Origin of the sequence: Sphingomonas sp. KR3-1 (assembly GCF_040049295.1) — a bacterium.
Lineage (GTDB): Bacteria > Pseudomonadota > Alphaproteobacteria > Sphingomonadales > Sphingomonadaceae > Sphingomonas.
Genome location: NZ_JBDZDQ010000001.1, coordinates 667,780 through 686,222, shown reverse-complemented (window position 1 = coordinate 686,222; position 18,443 = coordinate 667,780). Strand labels below are relative to the sequence as shown.

Annotated in this window: 21 protein-coding genes; 8 read left to right on the top strand and 13 right to left on the bottom strand. The window is 67.4% G+C overall.

All coding sequences use genetic code 11. The features are described 5' to 3' along the window. The first annotated feature begins 47 nt into the window (after window positions 1-47). The 4 genes from ABLE38_RS03340 (at window position 48) to ABLE38_RS03325 (ending at window position 4,183) form a co-directional block, all read left to right on the top strand. Window positions 48-758 carry a tetratricopeptide repeat protein gene (locus tag ABLE38_RS03340; RefSeq protein ID WP_348972748.1) on the top strand — a complete coding sequence of 237 codons (711 nt, stop codon included), beginning with the start codon at window positions 48-50 and terminating at the stop codon, window positions 756-758. Next, entirely contained in the window at window positions 755-2,077 is a 1,323-nt protein-coding gene (locus ABLE38_RS03335) for a PQQ-binding-like beta-propeller repeat protein (RefSeq protein ID WP_348972747.1), read from the top strand. Before ABLE38_RS03340 ends, ABLE38_RS03335 begins: the two co-directional genes overlap by 4 nt. A gap of 220 nt (window positions 2,078-2,297) precedes the next feature. Further along, window positions 2,298-3,668 (top strand): ribosome biogenesis GTPase Der, encoded by a 1,371-nt coding sequence (gene der / locus ABLE38_RS03330; RefSeq protein ID WP_348972746.1) that lies wholly within the window; start codon window positions 2,298-2,300, stop codon window positions 3,666-3,668. Window positions 3,669-3,772: 104 nt separating this feature from the next. Continuing rightward, window positions 3,773-4,183: an Hpt domain-containing protein gene (locus tag ABLE38_RS03325; RefSeq protein ID WP_348972745.1), complete on the top strand. Its 411-nt coding sequence runs from the start codon at window positions 3,773-3,775 to the stop codon at window positions 4,181-4,183. Window positions 4,184-4,492: 309 nt separating this feature from the next. Here ABLE38_RS03325 and bfr read toward each other — a convergent pair whose 3' ends face one another. The 7 genes from bfr to purL form a co-directional block, all read right to left on the bottom strand. Beyond that, the gene (gene bfr / locus ABLE38_RS03320) at window positions 4,493-4,975 is read right to left on the bottom strand and encodes a bacterioferritin (RefSeq protein ID WP_348972744.1); all 483 of its coding nucleotides are present in this window, start codon (window positions 4,973-4,975) and stop codon (window positions 4,493-4,495) included. A 102-nt stretch (window positions 4,976-5,077) separates the two neighbouring features. Beyond that, window positions 5,078-5,248, bottom strand: coding sequence for a (2Fe-2S)-binding protein (locus ABLE38_RS03315; protein ID WP_348972743.1), 171 nt, complete (start codon window positions 5,246-5,248; stop codon window positions 5,078-5,080). Window positions 5,249-5,304: 56 nt separating this feature from the next. After that, window positions 5,305-6,537 carry a DUF418 domain-containing protein gene (locus tag ABLE38_RS03310; protein WP_348972742.1) on the bottom strand — a complete coding sequence of 411 codons (1,233 nt, stop codon included), beginning with the start codon at window positions 6,535-6,537 and terminating at the stop codon, window positions 5,305-5,307. Continuing rightward, complete coding sequence (locus tag ABLE38_RS03305) at window positions 6,538-6,975, bottom strand: hypothetical protein (RefSeq protein WP_348972741.1); 438 nt, start codon at window positions 6,973-6,975, stop codon at window positions 6,538-6,540. A gap of 28 nt (window positions 6,976-7,003) precedes the next feature. Beyond that, window positions 7,004-7,693, bottom strand: coding sequence for a nitroreductase family protein (locus ABLE38_RS03300; protein ID WP_348972740.1), 690 nt, complete (start codon window positions 7,691-7,693; stop codon window positions 7,004-7,006). Between the two features lie 41 nt (window positions 7,694-7,734). Further along, the gene (locus ABLE38_RS03295) at window positions 7,735-8,142 is read right to left on the bottom strand and encodes a hypothetical protein (protein WP_348972739.1); all 408 of its coding nucleotides are present in this window, start codon (window positions 8,140-8,142) and stop codon (window positions 7,735-7,737) included. Window positions 8,143-8,178: 36 nt separating this feature from the next. Next, window positions 8,179-10,398 (bottom strand): phosphoribosylformylglycinamidine synthase subunit PurL, encoded by a 2,220-nt coding sequence (purL, locus tag ABLE38_RS03290; protein ID WP_348972738.1) that lies wholly within the window; start codon window positions 10,396-10,398, stop codon window positions 8,179-8,181. A gap of 313 nt (window positions 10,399-10,711) precedes the next feature. Here purL and ABLE38_RS03285 point away from each other — a divergent pair, with 313 nt between their 5' ends. Together ABLE38_RS03285 and ABLE38_RS03280 are read left to right on the top strand one after the other, a co-directional pair. Continuing rightward, window positions 10,712-11,152: a PAS domain-containing protein gene (locus tag ABLE38_RS03285; RefSeq protein ID WP_348972737.1), complete on the top strand. Its 441-nt coding sequence runs from the start codon at window positions 10,712-10,714 to the stop codon at window positions 11,150-11,152. Window positions 11,153-11,155: 3 nt separating this feature from the next. Continuing rightward, the gene (locus ABLE38_RS03280) at window positions 11,156-11,707 is read left to right on the top strand and encodes a hypothetical protein (RefSeq protein WP_348972736.1); all 552 of its coding nucleotides are present in this window, start codon (window positions 11,156-11,158) and stop codon (window positions 11,705-11,707) included. Here ABLE38_RS03280 and ABLE38_RS03275 read toward each other — a convergent pair. The 6 genes from ABLE38_RS03275 to aroQ all read right to left on the bottom strand — a co-directional run bounded on the left by ABLE38_RS03275 (window position 11,689) and on the right by aroQ (window position 16,529). Then, window positions 11,689-12,567 carry an AraC family transcriptional regulator gene (locus ABLE38_RS03275; protein ID WP_348972735.1) on the bottom strand — a complete coding sequence of 293 codons (879 nt, stop codon included), beginning with the start codon at window positions 12,565-12,567 and terminating at the stop codon, window positions 11,689-11,691. The two genes, ABLE38_RS03280 and ABLE38_RS03275, sit on opposite strands and share 19 nt — an antisense overlap. Before the next feature lie 67 nt (window positions 12,568-12,634). Continuing rightward, window positions 12,635-13,729 carry a GGDEF domain-containing protein gene (locus ABLE38_RS03270; RefSeq protein WP_348972734.1) on the bottom strand — a complete coding sequence of 365 codons (1,095 nt, stop codon included), beginning with the start codon at window positions 13,727-13,729 and terminating at the stop codon, window positions 12,635-12,637. Window positions 13,730-13,874: 145 nt separating this feature from the next. Further along, window positions 13,875-14,213, bottom strand: coding sequence for an arsenate reductase (glutaredoxin) (gene arsC / locus ABLE38_RS03265; RefSeq protein ID WP_348972733.1), 339 nt, complete (start codon window positions 14,211-14,213; stop codon window positions 13,875-13,877). Further along, window positions 14,210-15,571: an acetyl-CoA carboxylase biotin carboxylase subunit gene (accC, locus tag ABLE38_RS03260; protein WP_348972732.1), complete on the bottom strand. Its 1,362-nt coding sequence runs from the start codon at window positions 15,569-15,571 to the stop codon at window positions 14,210-14,212. Before accC ends, arsC begins: the two co-directional genes overlap by 4 nt. A 6-nt stretch (window positions 15,572-15,577) precedes the next feature. Then, entirely contained in the window at window positions 15,578-16,060 is a 483-nt protein-coding gene (gene accB / locus ABLE38_RS03255) for an acetyl-CoA carboxylase biotin carboxyl carrier protein (RefSeq protein ID WP_348972731.1), read from the bottom strand. A 34-nt stretch (window positions 16,061-16,094) separates the two neighbouring features. Beyond that, complete coding sequence (gene aroQ / locus ABLE38_RS03250; RefSeq protein ID WP_348972730.1) at window positions 16,095-16,529, bottom strand: type II 3-dehydroquinate dehydratase; 435 nt, start codon at window positions 16,527-16,529, stop codon at window positions 16,095-16,097. 81 nt (window positions 16,530-16,610) lie between these two features. Here aroQ and thiS point away from each other — a divergent pair, with 81 nt between their 5' ends. Together thiS and ABLE38_RS03240 are read left to right on the top strand one after the other, a co-directional pair. Beyond that, on the top strand, window positions 16,611-17,642 hold the full coding sequence (gene thiS, locus ABLE38_RS03245) for a sulfur carrier protein ThiS (protein WP_348972729.1): 1,032 nt from the start codon (window positions 16,611-16,613) through the stop codon (window positions 17,640-17,642). Then, entirely contained in the window at window positions 17,642-18,400 is a 759-nt protein-coding gene (locus ABLE38_RS03240; RefSeq protein ID WP_348972728.1) for an alpha/beta hydrolase, read from the top strand. Before thiS ends, ABLE38_RS03240 begins: the two co-directional genes overlap by 1 nt. Window positions 18,401-18,443: the final 43 nt, after the last annotated feature.

Sequence of the window (18,443 nt, the reverse complement as noted above, 5' to 3'; positions counted from 1 at the left end):
ACGGCACGGCTAGGTTCCGCGCCCGCAAGAGACGCATGAGGTAGATTTTGGCGCTTCCCCCCTCCGGCACGACAGACGAAGCCTTCCTGCGCGAAGTCGACGAGGAATATCGCCGCTCGCAGGTGATCGGCATCTGGCAGAAATATGGACGCGTGATCATCGCTGCGGTGATCGTGTTCCTGGTCGCCGTCGCCGGCTTCCTGTTCTGGCAGCACCAGACCGCGAGCACCCAGGGCGCGCGCGGCGAGCAATATGACGCGGCGCTGCGCGAGATCGAGCAGAACCAGCTCGACAAGGCGAACCCGCAGCTGGCCACGCTCGCGACGAGCGGCGGCAACGGCTATGCGGCAATGGCGGCGATCGTCGAAGCCAATCTGCTGCTGCAGAAGAAGGACGCGAAGGGCGCGGCCGCCAAGTTCGCCGCGGTGGCGGGCAACAGCGCCTTTGCGCAGCCCTATCGCGACTATGCCCTGCTGCGCCAGACGGCCACCGAATATGACACGCTGAAGCCCGAAGTGGTGGTCTCGCGCCTCCAGGGCCTGGCCAAGCCGGACTCGGCCTGGTTCGGCAGCGCCGGCGAGATGGTCGCGACCGCGCAGATCAAGCTCGGCAAGCGCGCCGAGGCCGGCAAGTTGCTCCAGCAGATCGCCCAGGGCGGTGAGAATGTGCCCGACACCACGCGGCAACGCGCGGTTCAGCTGGCGAGCGTATTGGGGATCGAGGTCCTTGATCAGTCTAAGGAAAAGCAGGCTCAATGAACAACAAGCTGAGGGTGGCTGGGGCCCTTGCGGCACTCGCGCTGGTTAGCGGCTGCGGGGTATTCAAGGGTTCGGGCAAGAAGACGCCCGTGCTCGGCGAACGCGTTCCCATCCTGATGTCGGAGAACGACATCACCAGCGACAAGTCGCTGGTGAATGTCGATGTGATCGTGCCCGAGGCGGCGGCGAACGAGGAGTGGACGCAGCCGGGCGGCAGCGCCTCCAAGTCGATGGGCCATCTCGCGCTTTCGGCGACGCCTGCGCGCGCCTGGAGCAAGCAGGTCGCCAAGACCTCCAAGAAGGAGCGCCTGGCCGCGGCCCCGGTGATCGCCGGCGGCAAGCTGTTCGTGATGGACACCGATGGCGTCGTCCATGCGATGTCGGCCGACAGCGGCAACGACCTGTGGTCGGCCCCGACCGTGAAGGCCGAGGGCAACAAGACCGCGCGCTTCGGCGGCGGCGTCAGCGTTTCGGGCGACCATGCCTATGCCACCAACGGCCTGGGCGACGTCGTCGCGCTCAACATCGCCGACGGTGCCGAGCTGTGGCGCAAGCGCCCCGGCGGCCCGCTGCGCGGCGCCCCGACGCTCGCCAACGGCAACATCTATGTCGTCACCCAGGACAACCAGCTCTTCGTGCTGAGCCAGGAAACCGGCGACGTGGCCTGGACCGCTTCGGCCAGCCTCGAATCGCAGGGCGTGTTCGGCGTCGCGGCGCCAGCCTCGGCGCAGGGCACGGTGATCGCCGGCTTCTCGTCGGGCGAGCTCAATGCCTATCGCTACGAGAATGGCCGCTCGCTGTGGAGCGACGTGCTGTCGCGCTCGAGCATGAGCACCTCGGTGTCGTCGCTGTCGGACATCGATGCCGAGCCGGTGATCGACCAGGGCCGCGTCTATGCCGTGGGCCAGGGCGGCCGCATGGTCGCGATGGACATCGCCACCGGCAACCGCATGTGGGAGCAGAACATCGCCGGCATCTCCACCCCCTGGGTGGCGGGCGAGTGGCTGTTCGTGGTGACCGACGATGCGCGGCTGCTCTGCCTGTCGCGCACCAGTGGCAAGGTGCGCTGGATCGCCCAGCTCACCCACTACAAGAACCCCAAGAAGCCGAAGAACCCCTATGGCTGGGTCGGCCCGGTCCTGGCGGGCGGCAAGCTGATCCTCGCCAATACCCACGGCGAAGTCGCGTTCGTCTCGCCGGCGGACGGCAGCGTGAGCTCGACGATCGAGCTCAAGGACCCGGTCTCGCTGGAGCCGGTGGTGGCGAACAACACACTGTATATTCTGGACGACAAGGGGCGCCTGACCGCGTTCCGTTAAGCAGCTGAATGATCGTCATCCCGGCCTTGAGCCGGGAGCCCGCTTCTTCTTACTGAGGACAAGGCAGCGGGACCCCGGCGCAAGGCCGGGATGACGACGGAAATACAAGTCCTCAACCAAGTCCTGGCCATGGCAGGCGGGCGGGGTCGAAAGGCCCCGCCCGTTGCTTTTTGCACTATATGCCGTTTTGCTAGTCACCGATCCGAGAAGAGTTTCATTTATGCCCTTGCCCACCGTCGCGATCATCGGCCGGCCCAATGTCGGCAAATCGACGCTGTTCAACCGGCTCGTCGGCAAGCGGCTCGCGCTGGTCGACGACCAGCCGGGCGTGACGCGCGATCGCCGTGAGGGCGATGCGCATCTGCTCGGGCTCGAATTCCGCATCATCGATACCGCCGGCTATGAGGACGAGGACGTCGCGACGCTCCCCGGCCGCATGCGCCAGCAGACCGAGGCGGCGGTGCAGGAAGCCGATGTCGCGCTGTTCCTGGTCGACGCGCGCGCCGGCGTGGTGCCGCTCGACGAGGAAATCGCGCGCTGGCTGCGCTCGACCGACCGGCCGATCGTGCTCGTCGCCAACAAGGCCGAGGGCCGCGCGGGCGAGACCGGCGTGATCGAGGCGATGGCGCTGGGCTTCGGCGATCCCGTCCAGCTCTCGGCCGAGCATGGCGAGGGCATGGCCGACCTGTTCGAGGCGCTGCTGCCGCACGTCGATCGCGAGGAAGAGGAAGTCGAGGAGGAAGATCCCGACAATCCCAATGCGCCGCTCAAGCTGGCGATCGTCGGCCGCCCGAACGCGGGCAAGTCGACGCTGGTCAACCGCCTGCTCGGCGAGGACCGGATGATCACCGGGCCCGAGGCCGGGATCACGCGCGATTCGATCGCGATCGATTGGGAATGGGAGGATTTCGAGGGCAACAAGCGCCCGGTCCGCCTGATCGATACTGCGGGCATGCGCAAGAAGGCGAAGGTCGAGGAGAAGCTGGAGAAGCTCTCCGTCATGGACACGCTGCGCTCGATCGATTTCGCCGAAGTGGTGGTGCTGCTGCTCGACGCGACGCGCGGGCTCGAGGTACAGGACCTCAAGATCGCCGATCGCGCGCTCCAGGAAGGGCGCGCGCTGATCATCGTGCTCAACAAATGGGACGTGGCCGAGAACGCCTCCAGCCTGTTCAACGGCGTGAAGACCGCGCTCGACGAGGGGCTGGCGCAGGTGAAGGGCGTGCCGCTGCTCACCGTCTCGGCGATCACCGGCAAGGGGCTCGACACGATGCTCAAGGTCGCTTTCGAGACGCGCGATGCCTGGTCGCGCCGCGTCTCGACCGGCCAGCTCAACCGCTGGTTCGAGCGCGCGATCGAGGCCAACCCGCCGCCCGCGCCCGGCGGCAAGCGGATCAAGCCGCGCTACATCACCCAGAACAAGTCGCGTCCGCCCAGCTTCGTGCTGTTCGGCACGCGCGTCGACCTGCTGCCGACGAGCTATCAGCGCTACCTGATCAACGGCCTGCGCCGCGAGTTCGATTTCGGCGCAGTGCCGGTGCGCCTCAGCCTGCGCGCGCCGAAGAATCCGTTCGATCACGAGAAGAGCTGAAATCGGATCGTATCCGTAACGAACTTATCACAAATCAACCGGCTGTTTACACACAGGCCCTAAATCTGTCCCAAGCTCGAGGGGCGGCGTAGGGGAATGACGCGATGACCGGCAATGTGCAGCTGGTGAATTGGGACAGCTTTTCGCAGGCGCGAGCCGATCTCGGCGCCAATTTCGTGCGGATTCTGGGATATTTCCGCGAGGACGGCGTCAAGTCGGTCGCGCGAATCGAGGAAGCCATGCGCGCGAACAATGCCGCCGCGATGGTGATCCCGGCGCACACGCTGAAGGGCGAATCGCGCCAATTCGGTGCAGATCCGCTGGGCGACCTGGCCGAGACGATCGAGATGAGCGCACGCGCCTGCATCGAGCGCCAGGACACGCCGACCACCATTCTCGAGCATGTCGTGGCGCTGCGGCCGCTGTTCGAGGAAACGCTGTCGCTGCTCGAGCGCGAATCGAACCCGCTGGTGGAGCGCCGCCCGGTGTTCGGCCGCCGCTCGCTGGCGGGCTGAGACCAAATTCCGTCATCCCGGCGAAAGCCGGGATCTCGTGCGGCTCGTTCCCGCGCGATTGCCTTAGACACCGGCTTTCGCCGGGCTGGCCGCTATCTTGCAATGTTGGATTTCGCCTGCTTGGCTCGCGCAGCCGGGCCTGGGCCCGGCCGCTCTTTGACTCTGTAGGAAAGATAGGAGCACCCGCGCGCAACCATGTTGCGCCGGGCGGGAAGGGGCGCCGCTCCTTGAATGTCGATGCTTTTGTGACTTTCCGCCGCCGGAAACGCGCTTTGGGCGAGTCGCAGGGGCGGTCGCTGTAGGAAGCCTCTAGCTCGCTTCGGCGGGCTCGCTGTTGAGCTGGATGTAGTTCTGCAGCCCCATGCGGGCGATCATGTCGAACTGCTTCTCAAGCGTGTCGACATGTTCTTCCTCGCTCTCAAGGATATCGGCGAACAGGTCGCGCGACACATAGTCGCGCACGCTCTCGCAATGCTGGATCGCGTCGCGCAGCAGCGGGATGGCTTCCATCTCGACCGCGAGATCGGCCTTGAGGATCTCCTCCACGGTCTCGCCGATGCGCAGGCGGCCAAGCAGCTGGAAATTGGGCAGGCCGTCGAGGAACAGGATGCGCTCGGCCAGCTTGTCGGCGTGCTTCATCTCGTCGATCGATTCGTGCCGCTCCAGCTCGGCGAGCTTGGTGACGCCCCAATTGTCGAGCAGGCGATAGTGCAGCCAGTATTGGTTGATCGCGGTCAGCTCGTTCTTGAGCGCCTCGTTGAGATAGTCGAGGACCTTGGGATCGCCCTTCATGCCACGTGCCTTCCTGATTTCAGGGGCGTAACATAGGCGCGGGCCGGCGCCTTGGACAGTCGGAAAATGGCTGATTTCTGCGGTTCTTCGCTGTTGCGACTGTTACGCAGCAGCACGTTCCTGGGCGATGATCTCGCGCGCGAAGGGCACGCACTGGCCGCACTTCGCCTGGCAGCCGAGCGCCCGATAGGCCTGGCAGGCGCTGGTCGCGCCGCTACGCGCGGCTTCGCGCACATCCCGTTCCCGCAGAGCATTGCAAACGCAAACGACCATCAGACCCTCTCGCCTCGTGATTCGAGAGGTAGGGCTATTGACACTGATTCGCAAGACTATTGCGAGGCACTCGCATTTATACGGAGGGGCTGGATTTGCCAGCGCGCCAGGCTGCGCCACGCCCATTCGAGCGGGCCATAGCCGAACCGGGCGAGCCAGGGCTTCGACCAGAGCAGTATGAGCGCCCAGACTGCGAAGACCACCGGATAGAGCTGCCAGCGGCTGAGGTGCCCGTACCAGCCCAGCCCATAGCCGTAGAAGAGCGCGGTGCAGACCAGGCTGGTCGCGAGATAGTTGGTGAAGGCCATCCGCCCGGCCGCCGCCAGCCGCGTCGTCAGCGTGCCGCCAGGGCGGGCGAGGAGCAGGATCAGGCAGATCCAGCCGGCGATCATCGCCGGTCGGGCCAGCGCCTCCAGCGGCACCGCTGCGGCCATCGTCATCAGGCCGAAGCCGGTCGCCCATTGCCACCAGGCGAGCGCGGCGAAGGCGGGCAGGCCGATGCCCCAGCAGACCAGCAGCCAGCGGACATAGCGCGCCCGGCTCCATTCGCCGCGCAGCATCCCGCTGCGAAGCGCCGCCATGCCGAACAGCATATAGGCGAGCGTCTCGGGCCCGTAGAAGCCGACCAGCGACAGCGGCGAGGCCGAATTGTCGTGCAGCCGATCGGCGAGGATCGCGCCATAGCCGCCGCGGTACAGCGCGAGGTCGGCGGCGATGTCCCTCGGTGCGGGCAGGCCGAAGGACAGGTTATAGTCGTGGAGCCGGGCCGGGTCCGGGTGGCAGCACAGCATCTGCGATACGTCGAACGGCAGGTTGGCGAAGGTGAACAGGCCGAGCGCCGCGAGCATCGTGCCGAGCACGAGCAGGCCGGAGAGCGGCTGGTGCCGCATCGCATAGGCGATCATCCCGATCAGCGCGTAATGGGCGAGGATGTCGCCCTTCCACACCAGCCAGAGATGGACGAGGCCGAAGACGAGCAGCCACGCCATCCGCCGGTAATGGACCTGGGCGGCGCTTTGCCCCGTGGCCTCGGCCCGCTCGATGACCAGCAGCATCGAGGCGCCGAACAGGAAGGAGAACAGCCCGCGCATCTTGCCGTCGAACAGCACGAAGTTGACTGCCCAGGCGGCGAGATCGGGGCCGTGCCAGCCGCCATAGGCCCGCGGATTGACATAGGCGGCCTCGGGCAGGGCGAAGGAGAGGATGTTGAGCAGCAGGATGCCCAGCACCGCCACGCCGCGGACGATATCCAGCGAGGGAAGCCGCGCCGCTGCGGCGGACGTCTCCATTCAGCGCCGCGCCGCGACCCAGGCGATCGGAATGCCGACCAGCACGATGTGGCAGAAGAGCGCGGTCGCGACGCTCTGCAGGTCGAGATGCGGGAACAAAGCGGGCCAGCGCAGCGGCAGTATCACCAGGTTCATCACCGCCCAGGTGGCGAGGCCGTAGCCGATGCCGGCGGTCAGCCAGCGGGCCTTGAGCTGCGGCAGCCGGTCGGCGGCGAGGACGAAGACGGCGGCCATCGCCGCCATGATCGCGAAATGCACGGCGAGGCCGAGCACCGCGCCGCCGGCGCCCCAATGCACCGCGTCGGGGAAAGGGCCACTCGCCACGCCGCGCAGCATCTTGTCGGGCGTCCGGCCGGCGCGCATCGCCATCAGCGCGGCCGCGGCAATGTCGAGTGTGCCGGCGATCAGCGTCGCCAGAGCGATGCGGCGTGCGGCCATGATACCCCTCCCTCGTCCGTGCCGGACGCTACAGCCAGGAGCTGATCTCCTCCAGCGGCTTCTTGCTGGCGGTTGCGGCGGGCACCGTGGCGTCTTCCGCGGCATGGCCGGCGACGATCAGCAGCACCGGGCGCTCGGTGTCCGGCCGGCGGCAGACGCGGTTGAGGAAGCGCATCGGGTGCGGGGTGTGGACCAGGGTGGCGACGCCGGCGGCGTGCAGCGTGGCGAGCAGCAGCCCGGTGGCGATGCAGACGCTCTCGGTGACATTGTAGTTGCGCGCCTCGTCCCGCTCGTCCGCGTCGGCATAGCGCTGGGCGAACACCGCGATCAGCCAGGGCGCGACTTCGAGATAGGGCTTGTCGGCATCGGTGCCGAGTGGCCGGACCGCGCCGAGCCAGGCCGAGCCGCCGAGCCCGGCATAGAATTGGCGCTCTTCCTCCTCCACCGCGACGCGGATCGTCGCCTTGGCCTCGGAGGATTCGATCACGCAGAAATGCCAGGGCTGGCGGTTGGCGCCGCTAGGGGCCGAGCCCGCGGCGAGCAGGGCGGCCTCGATCACTTCGCGGGGCACCGGCTGGTCGTTGAAGGCGCGGCAGCTGCGGCGGGTGGCGATATGGCTCAGAAACGTGCGCGCGCGCTCGATCCGCGCGTCGTCGGTCAACTCCGGATAGGGTTGCCACGGCAGTGATTCGTGCTCGGCCATGCCGAATAATGCCATTGCGAGAGCCTCCCCAGCACTACGAGCTTTCCCGGAGGCGCTCAGCGATTTTCCTTGCGGATCACCAATTTGAGCCCGGACCAGATAGTATCGACCGCACAGACCTTGATATCGACCAGACCCTTGGGCAGCGCGACTTCCCGAATAACGTCCTCGGTGACATCGGTTTCCATCCCGGCCGCCTTTTTGGGCCAGGAGACCCAGATGAAGCCGCCCCGGTCGATCAGGGCGAGCAGCGCTTCCAGCTCGCGCTCCAGCTTCGCCCGCTCGGTGACGAAGATATGCGCGGCCTGGAGGCCGCTCGACGCGGCTTCATATTCCTCGATCCCCAGCGCCCGGGGATCGATCTCTGCCCGGACGCTGTCGGGCATGTTGCAGAACCAGGCGCGGATGCCGGGCTTGAGCCCCAGCTTCTGCGCCAGCGGCGTGCCGGAATAGCCTTCGGTCATCGATGACCTCCCTCCATTGCCGGCCCGGCGCGAACCTCATGCCAGGGCGGCGTCTGCCCCCATCAACTCTGGGAAGAAAGCTTCGTGTGCCGCCTTGAGATCGGTCAAGGCCAGGCAGAAATCGCCATCCTCCAGCTCGAAGATGATCCGGTCCTTGATCGTGCGGCCGATCGGATCGGCGATCACGCCGGCGCGGTCCGCGGCGACGAGGAAGTCGGCCAGCGCCTCGTCCTTCACCGTTACCACATAAAGCCCCTGGTCCTCGCCGAAGAAGCTCTCGGCGACGCCGAAGGGCTGAGCCTGGTCGAGGATCGCGCCGATGCCCGAGGCCATCGCCATCTCGGCGACGGCGACCGCCAGGCCGCCATCGGCGACGTCGTGGCAGGCGCTGACCGCGCCGCTGCAGATCGCGGCGCGGATGAAGGCGCCGGCGCGGCGCTCGGCCATCAGGTCGACCGCGGGCGGCGGACCGTCCTCACGGCCGTGCAGCTCGCGCAGATAGAGCGACTGGCCGAGATGGCCCGAGCGCTCGCCGACCGCGATGAGGATGTCGCCGGTGCCTTTGAAGCCGATGGTGACGCTCTTCGACCAGTCCTTGAGCAGGCCGATCGCGCCGATCGCCGGGGTCGGCAGGATCGCCGAGCCGCCGCCGGTCGCCTTGCTCTCATTGTAGAGCGAGACGTTGCCCGAGACGATCGGGAAGTCGAGCGCGCGGCAGGCCTCCGACATGCCTTCGAGGCAGCCGACGATCTGGCCCATGATCTCGGGGCGCTGCGGATTGGCGAAGTTGAGGCAGTTGGTCACCGCCAGCGGCGTCGCGCCGACCGCGGAGAGGTTGCGCCAGGCCTCGGCGATCGCCTGCTTGCCGCCCTCTACGGGATCGGCAAAGCAATAGCGCGGGGTGCAATCGGTGGTGATCGCGATGCCCTTGTCGGTGCCGTGGACGCGCACGACCGCCGCATCGCCGCCCGGGCGCTGCGCGGTGTCGCCGCCGACCATGTGGTCATATTGCTCCCAGATCCAGCGGCGGCTGGCGAGATCGGGGGTGCCGACCAGCTTGAGCAGGTCCGCGGCGGGATCGGTGCACTCGGGCACGTCGGCCAGCTCGGCGGGCTTGGGCGTCGGCACGTGCGGCCGGTCGTAGAGCGGCGCTTCGTCGGCGAGCGGGGCAAGCGGAATGTCGGCGACGGTGTCGCCCTTCCACTTGAGCACCATCCGGCCGGTGTCGGTGACATGGCCGATGACGGCGAAATCGAGCTCCCACTTCTCGAAGATCGCCTTGGCGAAATCCTCGCGGCCGGGCTTCAAGACCATGAGCATGCGCTCCTGGCTCTCCGAGAGCATCATCTCGTAGGGCGTCATGCCGGTTTCGCGCTGCGGCACGTCGTCCATGATCAGCTCGATGCCGACACCGCCCTTGCTGGCCATCTCGACCGAGGAGGAAGTGAGGCCGGCGGCGCCCATGTCCTGGATCGCGACGATCGCGTCCGAGGCCATCAGCTCGAGGCACGCTTCGATCAGCAGCTTCTCGGTGAAGGGATCGCCGACCTGGACGGTGGGGCGCTTCTCCTCCGAATCCTCGCCGAAGTCCGCCGAGGCCATGGTCGCGCCGTGGATGCCGTCGCGGCCGGTCTTCGAGCCGACATAGACGATGGGATTGCCGACGCCGCTGGCGGCCGAATAGAAGATCTTGTCGGTATCGGCGATGCCGACGGTCATCGCGTTGACGAGGATGTTGCCGTCATAGGCCTTGTGGAAATTGACCTCGCCGCCGACGGTGGGGACGCCGACGCAATTGCCGTAGCCGCCGATCCCGTGGACCACGCCGGCGATGAGGTGCTTCATCTTGGGGTGATCCGGCCGGCCAAAACGCAGCGCGTTCATGTTGGCGATCGGGCGCGCGCCCATCGTGAACACGTCGCGCAGGATGCCGCCCACGCCGGTCGCCGCGCCCTGATAGGGCTCGATGTACGACGGGTGGTTGTGGCTCTCCATCTTGAAGATCGCCGCCTGGCCGTCGCCGATATCGACCACGCCGGCATTCTCGCCCGGGCCGCAGATCACCTGGGGGCCGGTGGTCGGCAGCTTCTTCAGGTGGATGCGGCTCGACTTGTACGAGCAGTGCTCGGACCACATCACCGAGAAGATGCCCAGCTCGGTCAGATTGGGCTCGCGGCCCATCGCCTTGAGGACGCGCTCATATTCCTCGGGGGTGAAGCCGTGCTCGGCGACGATCTCGGGGGTGATGTCAGTCATGCGACGAGCCCATAGCGAGGGCGCCTGCCCGCGTCACCCCCGAGTGGGGACGTGGCAGAAATGTTGAATCCCTTGACAGTCCCTGCGCACGGGCGAGCGCAGAAAGTCACTAAAGTATCGACATTCACGCGCGCGCGAGCCTGCCCCCACGCAGCGCGGGGATCACGGACGAGGGAGGGGTGAGGCTTCTGCATCGCTGCACAGCCAAGCAGATGAAATCCTACATTTAAAGATCGATTCGGCGCAGCCGTTCCAGACTGGACATTAACCATTGAAGGCGTAGCACAGGGGCAACAACGGAACTGGGGTTTGTGTGCCGCGCCATTGGATAGACCGGGTTGCCGAACCCAGCGCCGGCCGCGTGCCGATGGGCTGGGCGCGGGAACTGCATGTGGTACCGGACAGCGCGCCCGCGGTGCTGGCGCCGATGCCCGCGGCCTGGGAGTGCGATCTTTCCGATGATTCGCTGCGCTGGACGCCGGGGGTGTTCGAGCTGTTCGGCCTGCCTTCGGACCAGCCGGTGCGCCGCGCCGACGTGGTGGCGATGTACAGCCGGGAATCGCAGGCCGAGCTCGCGCGGCTGCGCGACGCGGCGATCGCAACCTGCGGCAGCTTCACCTTCGACGCCGAGATCCGCCGCCCGAACGGCGAGACGCGCTGGATGCGGGTGACCGCCGATGTCGAGGTGCGCGACGGGCGGGCGGCGTATCTCTACGGCCTCAAGCAGGATATCACGCACCTGAAGAGGGGGTGATCGATGCCGATTTTCGAGCGCTGGTTCCGCAGCCGCTTCGTGCCCGAGGGCGATTCCTATCTCTACTGGGTCCGCGAGGGCGCGGTGCGCTTCGAGCCGGGCGACGTCGAGGCGCTGGTCGCCGAGTGGCGGCAAATCGTCGCCAATCCGCTGGTCTGGGTCGGCTGGGTGCTGCTCGGCGCCGCGCTGCCGCTCTGGATGATCTGGCAGGGCGGCGACGTCCAGGCGTTCGGGATCGCGCTCGCGGTGGTGGCGAACACGGCGCTGGTAGTGACGCTCGTCTACGCCGATGGCGTGGTCGGCAGAGCGGCGGAGACCCGGATGCTGGACAGGCCCGACGAGGGCGTGCCGCAGCCATCGCTGGTCGCGAACCTGATCTGGGTCGCGGTCCTGGGCAGTTGGGCCTGGCAGAGCGTTTCCGAATTTTACAAGAGCCCCGGCGCCGGCATCTTCGAGCTGGGCATGACATTGCTCTTCGCCGGGGCGATCCTGCTGCACATCTACCAGTTCCTGCGCAACTGGCGGCGCTGGCGGGCTCAGCTGAGCGGCAAGTAGATTTCCGTCACCGCCTCGTTCGCCGGCACATCGGGGAAGAACTTCACGCGCCGCACGAACATCGGGAAGTCGCGCAGCTCTTCGCCGCTGCGGGGCAGCCAGTCGGCGTAGAGGAAGTGTGCCGGTCCGCGCAGGTCGTCGCCGGGGCCGGTCATCCTCACCATCGCGCAGCGCCCCGCCGGGATCTCGCCGGCGACCACGCCGATATCGTTGGGCGCGACGCTGGCGGTAGCGCAGGCGATGTCGATGCGGTGCTCCTCAGGCGGCACGCCGTCCGGATCATTGTGGAGCAGGTTGAAGGTGGCGCTCTTCGCCGGCGGCAGGCCGTTGGCGCGGCGCCAGTCGATGAAGCGGCGGATCGTGTCGCCCACCGTCATCGGATCGCCGCGATGCGCGAGCAGCGCGATCGGGGTGGTGGGAAAGTCGAGGATGGTCACGTCGGCGTCGGTATAGTTCGGGATCATGTGCTGGCTCCTGGCCTGTTCGAGCGGCGCGAGCGCCGCGGTCCAGGGAGCCCAGTCCGGCCCGTGCCGAAACTGGCTCGGGCTCTGGCCGATCCGCTGCCGGAACGCCCGGGCGAACGCCTCCGGCCCGCCGAACCCGGAATCGAGCGCGATGTCGAGCACCGCATCCTTCCGATAGGCGAGCGCGAAGGACGCGCGCTGGAGCCGCGCGAGCTGGACGTAGCGATGGACGCTGATCCCGAACAGTGCGGCGAACTGGCGATGGAAGTGGAAGGGCGAGAAGGCCGCGACGCCCGCCAGCGCCTCCACGCTCAGGTCCGCATCGAGCTGCGCGTCGACATGGTCGAGCGCGCGCGCCATGCGGGCGAGATAGGTCTGGCGGGCATCGGTAGGCATCACTTGGGTCTCCCTGCCACCCGGCTATGGCGCGGGTGGGGCAGGGGATGCCTGACCGATCTTGCGGTTATGCCGCTGCCGAGGTCTCCGCGGTCGTCACCGTCACCACCCGGTCCTTGCCGGCATGCTTGGCGGCGTAGAGCAGCTCGTCAGCGAGGCGCAGCGCGGGGGCAGCGTCGCTGGTGATCGCGGCGACGCCGGCCGAGAAGCTGATCCGGCCGATCGACAGCCCGCTGGTCTGGTCGCGGAGAGCCCGGTCGCGCAGGCGCTGGCGGCACATGTCGAGCAGGTCGGCGGCTTCCTCGACGGTGCTGGTCTCGAACAGGCAGACGAATTCCTCGCCGCCGTGCCGGCCGACGACGACGTGACGGCCGAGCGCGGCCTGGAGCTGCTGCGCGACGAAGCGGAGCACGCGGTCGCCGGTATGGTGGCCGTGGCGATCGTTGATCGTCTTGAAATCGTCGATGTCGCAGAGCGCCAGGGTGAGCGGGCGCGTCTCGGGGCGGGCGAGCGCGCTTTCGACGCGCGCCATGAAGCCGCGGCGATTGGGCAGGCCGGTGAGCTCGTCCTCCTCGGCGGCGCGTTTGGCGCGCTCGAGATCGGCGCGGAGCTTGCGGGTGTCCTTGCAGGTCCGCTCGAGCCGGCCACCGATCTTGCGGGTGGTCTCGGCGACTTCGAGCGTGACTTCGAGCAGGCGGCGATAGGCCTCGCCCGGATCGCTCGCCATCTGGGTGGCGGCGGCATCGAGCGCGGTGGAATAGGCGCTGGTCGAATCGGTGGCGTCGCCCACGGCGGCAAGGCACTCGGCGACCTTGCCTTCGAGCTCGCGGCTCAGCGCCTCGAGCTTGCCGGCGGTATCCTCGGCGGCGCGGCGTTCCATGATCCGCTCGACATCGTGATCGGTGAAGCTGCCGCGCTTGTCGAGCACGGCGCGGGCGACCTGCATCAGCCGCGAATCGGCGCCGTCGAGGAAGCGGCCGGCGAAATCGAAATTGACCGTGCTGGGCTCGAGCCCGTGCCGATCGAGAAAGGCGCCGATCTGCTCGTAGCGGATGCGGTGCGAGGCCTGGCGATCGGGGGCGGGGGCGATGCTGTCGTCATCCTCGCGACCGCGGAACCAGGAAGCGAGGCGATCGAGGGTGGTGCCGGGGGAGGGGGTCATGCCCGCCGCTCCATCGCGCGATTCCCGGTACCGACTTTGACGAACATTCCGATTCCCCACCCTTCCCCGCTCAGGGTTATGGGGCATGTGTCATTAACGTAATGATTATGCCCGGGCGGGAATCGCCATTTTGAGTAGGGCGGCCTCAGAGAATCTCGCGGATCCTCTCGGGCGGGCGGCCGAGGCGGACGCCCTTTTCGGTGACGACCAGCGGGCGTTCGATCAGGATCGGATTGGCCGCCATCGCATCGAGGATCGCGTCATCCTCCGCGCCTTTCAGAGGCTTGGCGGCATCCTCTGCGATGCGCAGCCCCTCGCGCGCGGTCATGCCGGCGCGGGCGTAGAGATCCTTCAGCGTCGCCCGGCTCGGCGGGGTCTTGAGATATTCGACCACCTCGACCCCGAGGCCCGGCGTTTCGTTGAGAATCGCCAGCGCCTCGCGCGATTTCGAGCAGCGGGGATTGTGGTAGATCGTGGCTTTCACGACTGGACGTCGTCCTGCCGCGCCAGCCACTCCTCGAGCCACTTGATCGTATAGTCGCCCTTCTGGAAGTCGGGGTCGTCGAGCAGCGCCTGGTGGAGCGGGATGGTGGTCTTCATCCCGTCGATCACGAACTCCTCGAGCGCGCGGCGCAGGCGCCGGAGCGCACCCTGGCGGGTGGTGCCGTAGACGATCAGCTTGGCGATCATCGAGTCGTAGTAAGGCGGCACCTTGTAGCCGGTGTAGAGGCCCGAATCGACGCGGACGTTCATGCCGCCCGGCGCGTGATAGCCCTTCACCAGGCCCGGCGAGGGCGCGAAGGTGCGCGGGTCCTCGGCGTTGATGCGGCACTCGATCGCATGGCCGCGGAACTGCACGTCTTCCTGGCGCAGCGTCAGGCCATGGCCCTCGGCGACGCGGATCTGCTCGCGGACGAGGTCGAGGCCGGTGATCGCCTCGGTCACCGGATGCTCGACCTGCAGGCGGGTGTTCATCTCGATGAAGTAGAACTCGCCGTTTTCCCACAGGAACTCGATCGTGCCGGCGCCGCGATAGCCCATGTCGGCCATCGCCTTGGCGCAGATGCCGCCGATGCGGTTGCGCTCTTCCGTGGAGAGCACGGGCGAGGGGGCTTCCTCGAGCACCTTCTGGTGGCGGCGCTGGAGCGAGCAGTCGCGCTCGCCCAGGTGGATGGCGTTGCCATTGCCGTCGCCGAACACCTGGATCTCGATGTGGCGCGGGTTGCCGAGATACTTCTCGAGGTACACCGTGGCGTCGCCGAAGGCGGCCTTCGCCTCGCTGCCCGCCTGGAGCATCTGCGCTTCGAGGTCGGCGGGGTTGGTGACGACCTTCATGCCGCGGCCGCCGCCGCCCGACGCGGCCTTGATGATCACGGGATAGCCCGCCGCCTCGGCGATGCGCTTGGCTTCCTCGACATCGCTGATCGCGCCGTCCGAGCCGGGGACGAGCGGCAGGCCGAGCGCGCCGGCGGTGCGCTTCGCCTCGATCTTGTCGCCCATCGTGCGGATATGCTCGGGCTTGGGCCCGACGAAGATGATGTCGTGCGCCTCGACGATCTCGGCGAACTTGGCGTTCTCCGAGAGGAAGCCATAGCCCGGGTGGATCGCATCGGCGCCGGAAATCTCGGCAGCGGCGATGATCCGGTCGATCTTGAGATAGCTCTCGGACGCGCTCGGCGGCCCGATGCAGATCGCCTCGTCGGCGAGGCGGACGTGCATCGCGTCCGAATCGGCGGTGGAGTGCACCGCGACGGTCTTGATCCCCATCTCGTGGCAGGCGCGGTGGATGCGCAGGGCGATCTCGCCGCGATTGGCGATCAGGAGCTTCTTGATCTCGGGCACTTGGGTTTACTCGACAACCACGAGGGGCTGGTCGAACTCGACCGGCTGGCCGTTGTCGACCAGGACTGCCTTGACCGTGCCGGCCGAGGTGGCGTGGATCGGGTTCATCACCTTCATCGCCTCGATGATCACCAGCGTGTCGCCGGCCTTCACCTGCTGGCCGACCGAGACGAAGTTCGCCGCCTCGGGGTTGGGCGCCAGATAGACGGTGCCGACCATCGGCGACTTGACCGCGTTCAGCGCCGACGGGGCGGCAGGCGCCTCGGGAGCGGCGGCCGGCGCAGCGGCCACGGGAGCCGCGACCGGCGCGGCCATCGGCGCCTGCATGATCGCGGGCGCAGCCTGGACGGTGCGCGCGACGCGAACCTTGCGATCGCCGTCCTCGACTTCGATTTCGGTGAGATTGGTGTCGTCCAGCACGGCGGCGAGCTGCCGCACCAGGTCGATATCAACCTGCATGGCGCCCGTCTTGTCGTTCTTATCTGCCATTTGATCTCGTCTTCCGATGAAACCGCGCCCTTTGTCAGAGGTGCGCGGCGGCTTCAAGCGCAAGCATGTAGGATAGCGCCCCGAAACCGGCGATGGTTCCCTTGGCGGCCATGCCGACATAGCTGTGGTGGCGAAACTCCTCCCGGGTGAGCGGGTTGGAGAGATGGACTTCCAGAACCGGCGTCCTGATCGCGCGGATCGCGTCGTACAGCGCCAGGCTGGTATGGGTGAAGGCGCCGGCGTTGAGCAGCACGGCCTTGGCCTTGTAGGCCTGGGCCTCGTGCAGCCAGTCGACCAGATGGCCCTCATGGTTGGACTGGCGCAGGTCGATCTCGAGCCCCAGCTCCTTCGCGCGGTCTTCCAGGCGTCCCGCAATGTCGTCGAGCGTGTCCGAACCGTAGATCTCCGGCTCGCGCAGTCCCAGCAGGTTGAGGTTGGGACCGTTGAGAACGTAGATCGTATCGGCCAAGGCCTAGCCTTTCGGTTGCGGGCGCGGGAGCGGCTTCCCTATATGAGCCGGCGCTCCCGATCAAATATCCAAGGACATTTCATGCATAGCGACGGCACCGTCTCCATCACCGTCAATGGCGAGCACAAGCGCGTCACCGCCGGGCTGACCATCGCGCAGCTGGCCGAGGAGCTGGGGCTGGTGCCCGCCAAGCTGGCGGTGGAGCGCAACCTGGAAGTGGTGCCGCGCTCGACGCTCGACCAGGTGATCGTTGAAGACGGCGACGAGCTGGAGATCGTCCATTTTGTCGGCGGTGGCGACCATCCGGTCGCGGGCGGCGGCGTGGATCATGGCCGCCCGGTGGACGAGGACAGCTGGAGCGTCGCCGGCAAGACCTTCCGCTCGCGGCTGATCGTCGGCACCGGCAAGTACAAGGATTTCGAGCAGAACGCCGCAGCAGTCGCGGCGAGCGGCGCCGAGATCGTCACGGTTGCCGTCCGCCGCGTGAACGTCAGCGATCCCAAGGCGCCGATGCTCACCGACTATATCGACCCCAAGAAGATCACCTACCTGCCCAATACCGCCGGTTGTTTCGATGCCGAATCGGCGATTCGCACGCTGCGGCTGGCGCGCGAGGCGGGCGGCTGGGAGCTGGTGAAGCTCGAAGTGCTGGGCGAGGCGCGGACGCTGTACCCGGACATGGTCGAGACGCTGCGCGCGACCGAGATCCTGGCGAACGAAGGCTTCAAGCCGATGGTCTATTGCGTCGACGATCCCATCGCCGCCAGGCGGCTGGAGGATGCCGGGGCCGTGGCGATCATGCCGCTCGGTGCGCCGATCGGATCGGGGCTGGGCATCCAGAACCAGGTGACGATCCGGCTGATCGTCGAGGGCGCCAAGGTGCCGGTGCTGGTCGATGCCGGCGTCGGCTCGGCGAGCGACGCGGCGGTGGGCATGGAGCTCGGCTGCGACGGAATCCTGATGAACACCGCGATCGCCGAGGCCAAGGACCCGATCCTGATGGCGGCGGCGATGAAGGCGGCGGTGGAGGCCGGGCGGCTCTCCTATCGCGCCGGGCGGATGGCCAAGCGCCGCTATGCCGATCCGTCGAGCCCGCTGGCGGGGCTGATCTGATGCGCGCGGCTGCGGGTGCGCTTGCGCTGCTCGCGCTTTCGGCCTGCCATCCCAAGCCTTCGAACGTGCCCAAGGAAGCGCGGGCGATCTCCGCCGAAGCGGTGACGCTCACTGCGGCGGACGGCGTGAAGCTGGCCGGCGTCTATACCGGCACCGACAAGCCCAAGGCGCTGATCCTGCTGTTCCACCAGGCGGGATCGGGCAAGGACGAGTATGCGACGATCGCGCCGCGGCTGGCGACCTGGGGGTACAGCTCGCTGCGCATCGACCAGCGTGCCGGCGGCGACCTGTTCGGCGGCAACGAGACGGTGAAGACGCTCGGGAAATCGGCGGACTATCTCGCGGCCAAGCAGGACCTGGAGGCGGCGCTCGCCTGGGCCGGCGACAAGAAGCTGCCGGTGATCCTGTGGGGCAGCAGCTATTCGGCGTCGCTCGTCTTCCTGCTCGCCGCCGAGCATCCCGGCCAGGTCAAGGCGGTGATGGCGTTTTCACCGGGCGAATATTTCGACGACAAGACGCTGGTGGCGCGGGCCGCGGCCAGGGTGAAGGCGCCGGTGTTCGCCACCTCGGCGCAGGACGGGCACGAGATCGACGCGGCGCACGACATCCTGGCGGCAGTGCCAGGCGAGAAGGCGCAGTTCGTGCCCAAGCAGGGCGGGGTCCACGGCTCCTCCACGCTGCTGCGCGCGAAGAACAAGGATGGCGCGGAGCCGGCCTGGGCCGCGGTGATCGCGTTCCTGCAGAAGGTGGCGCCCTGATCAATCCCGTCATCCCCGCGAAAGCGGGGGTGACGAAGAAGTG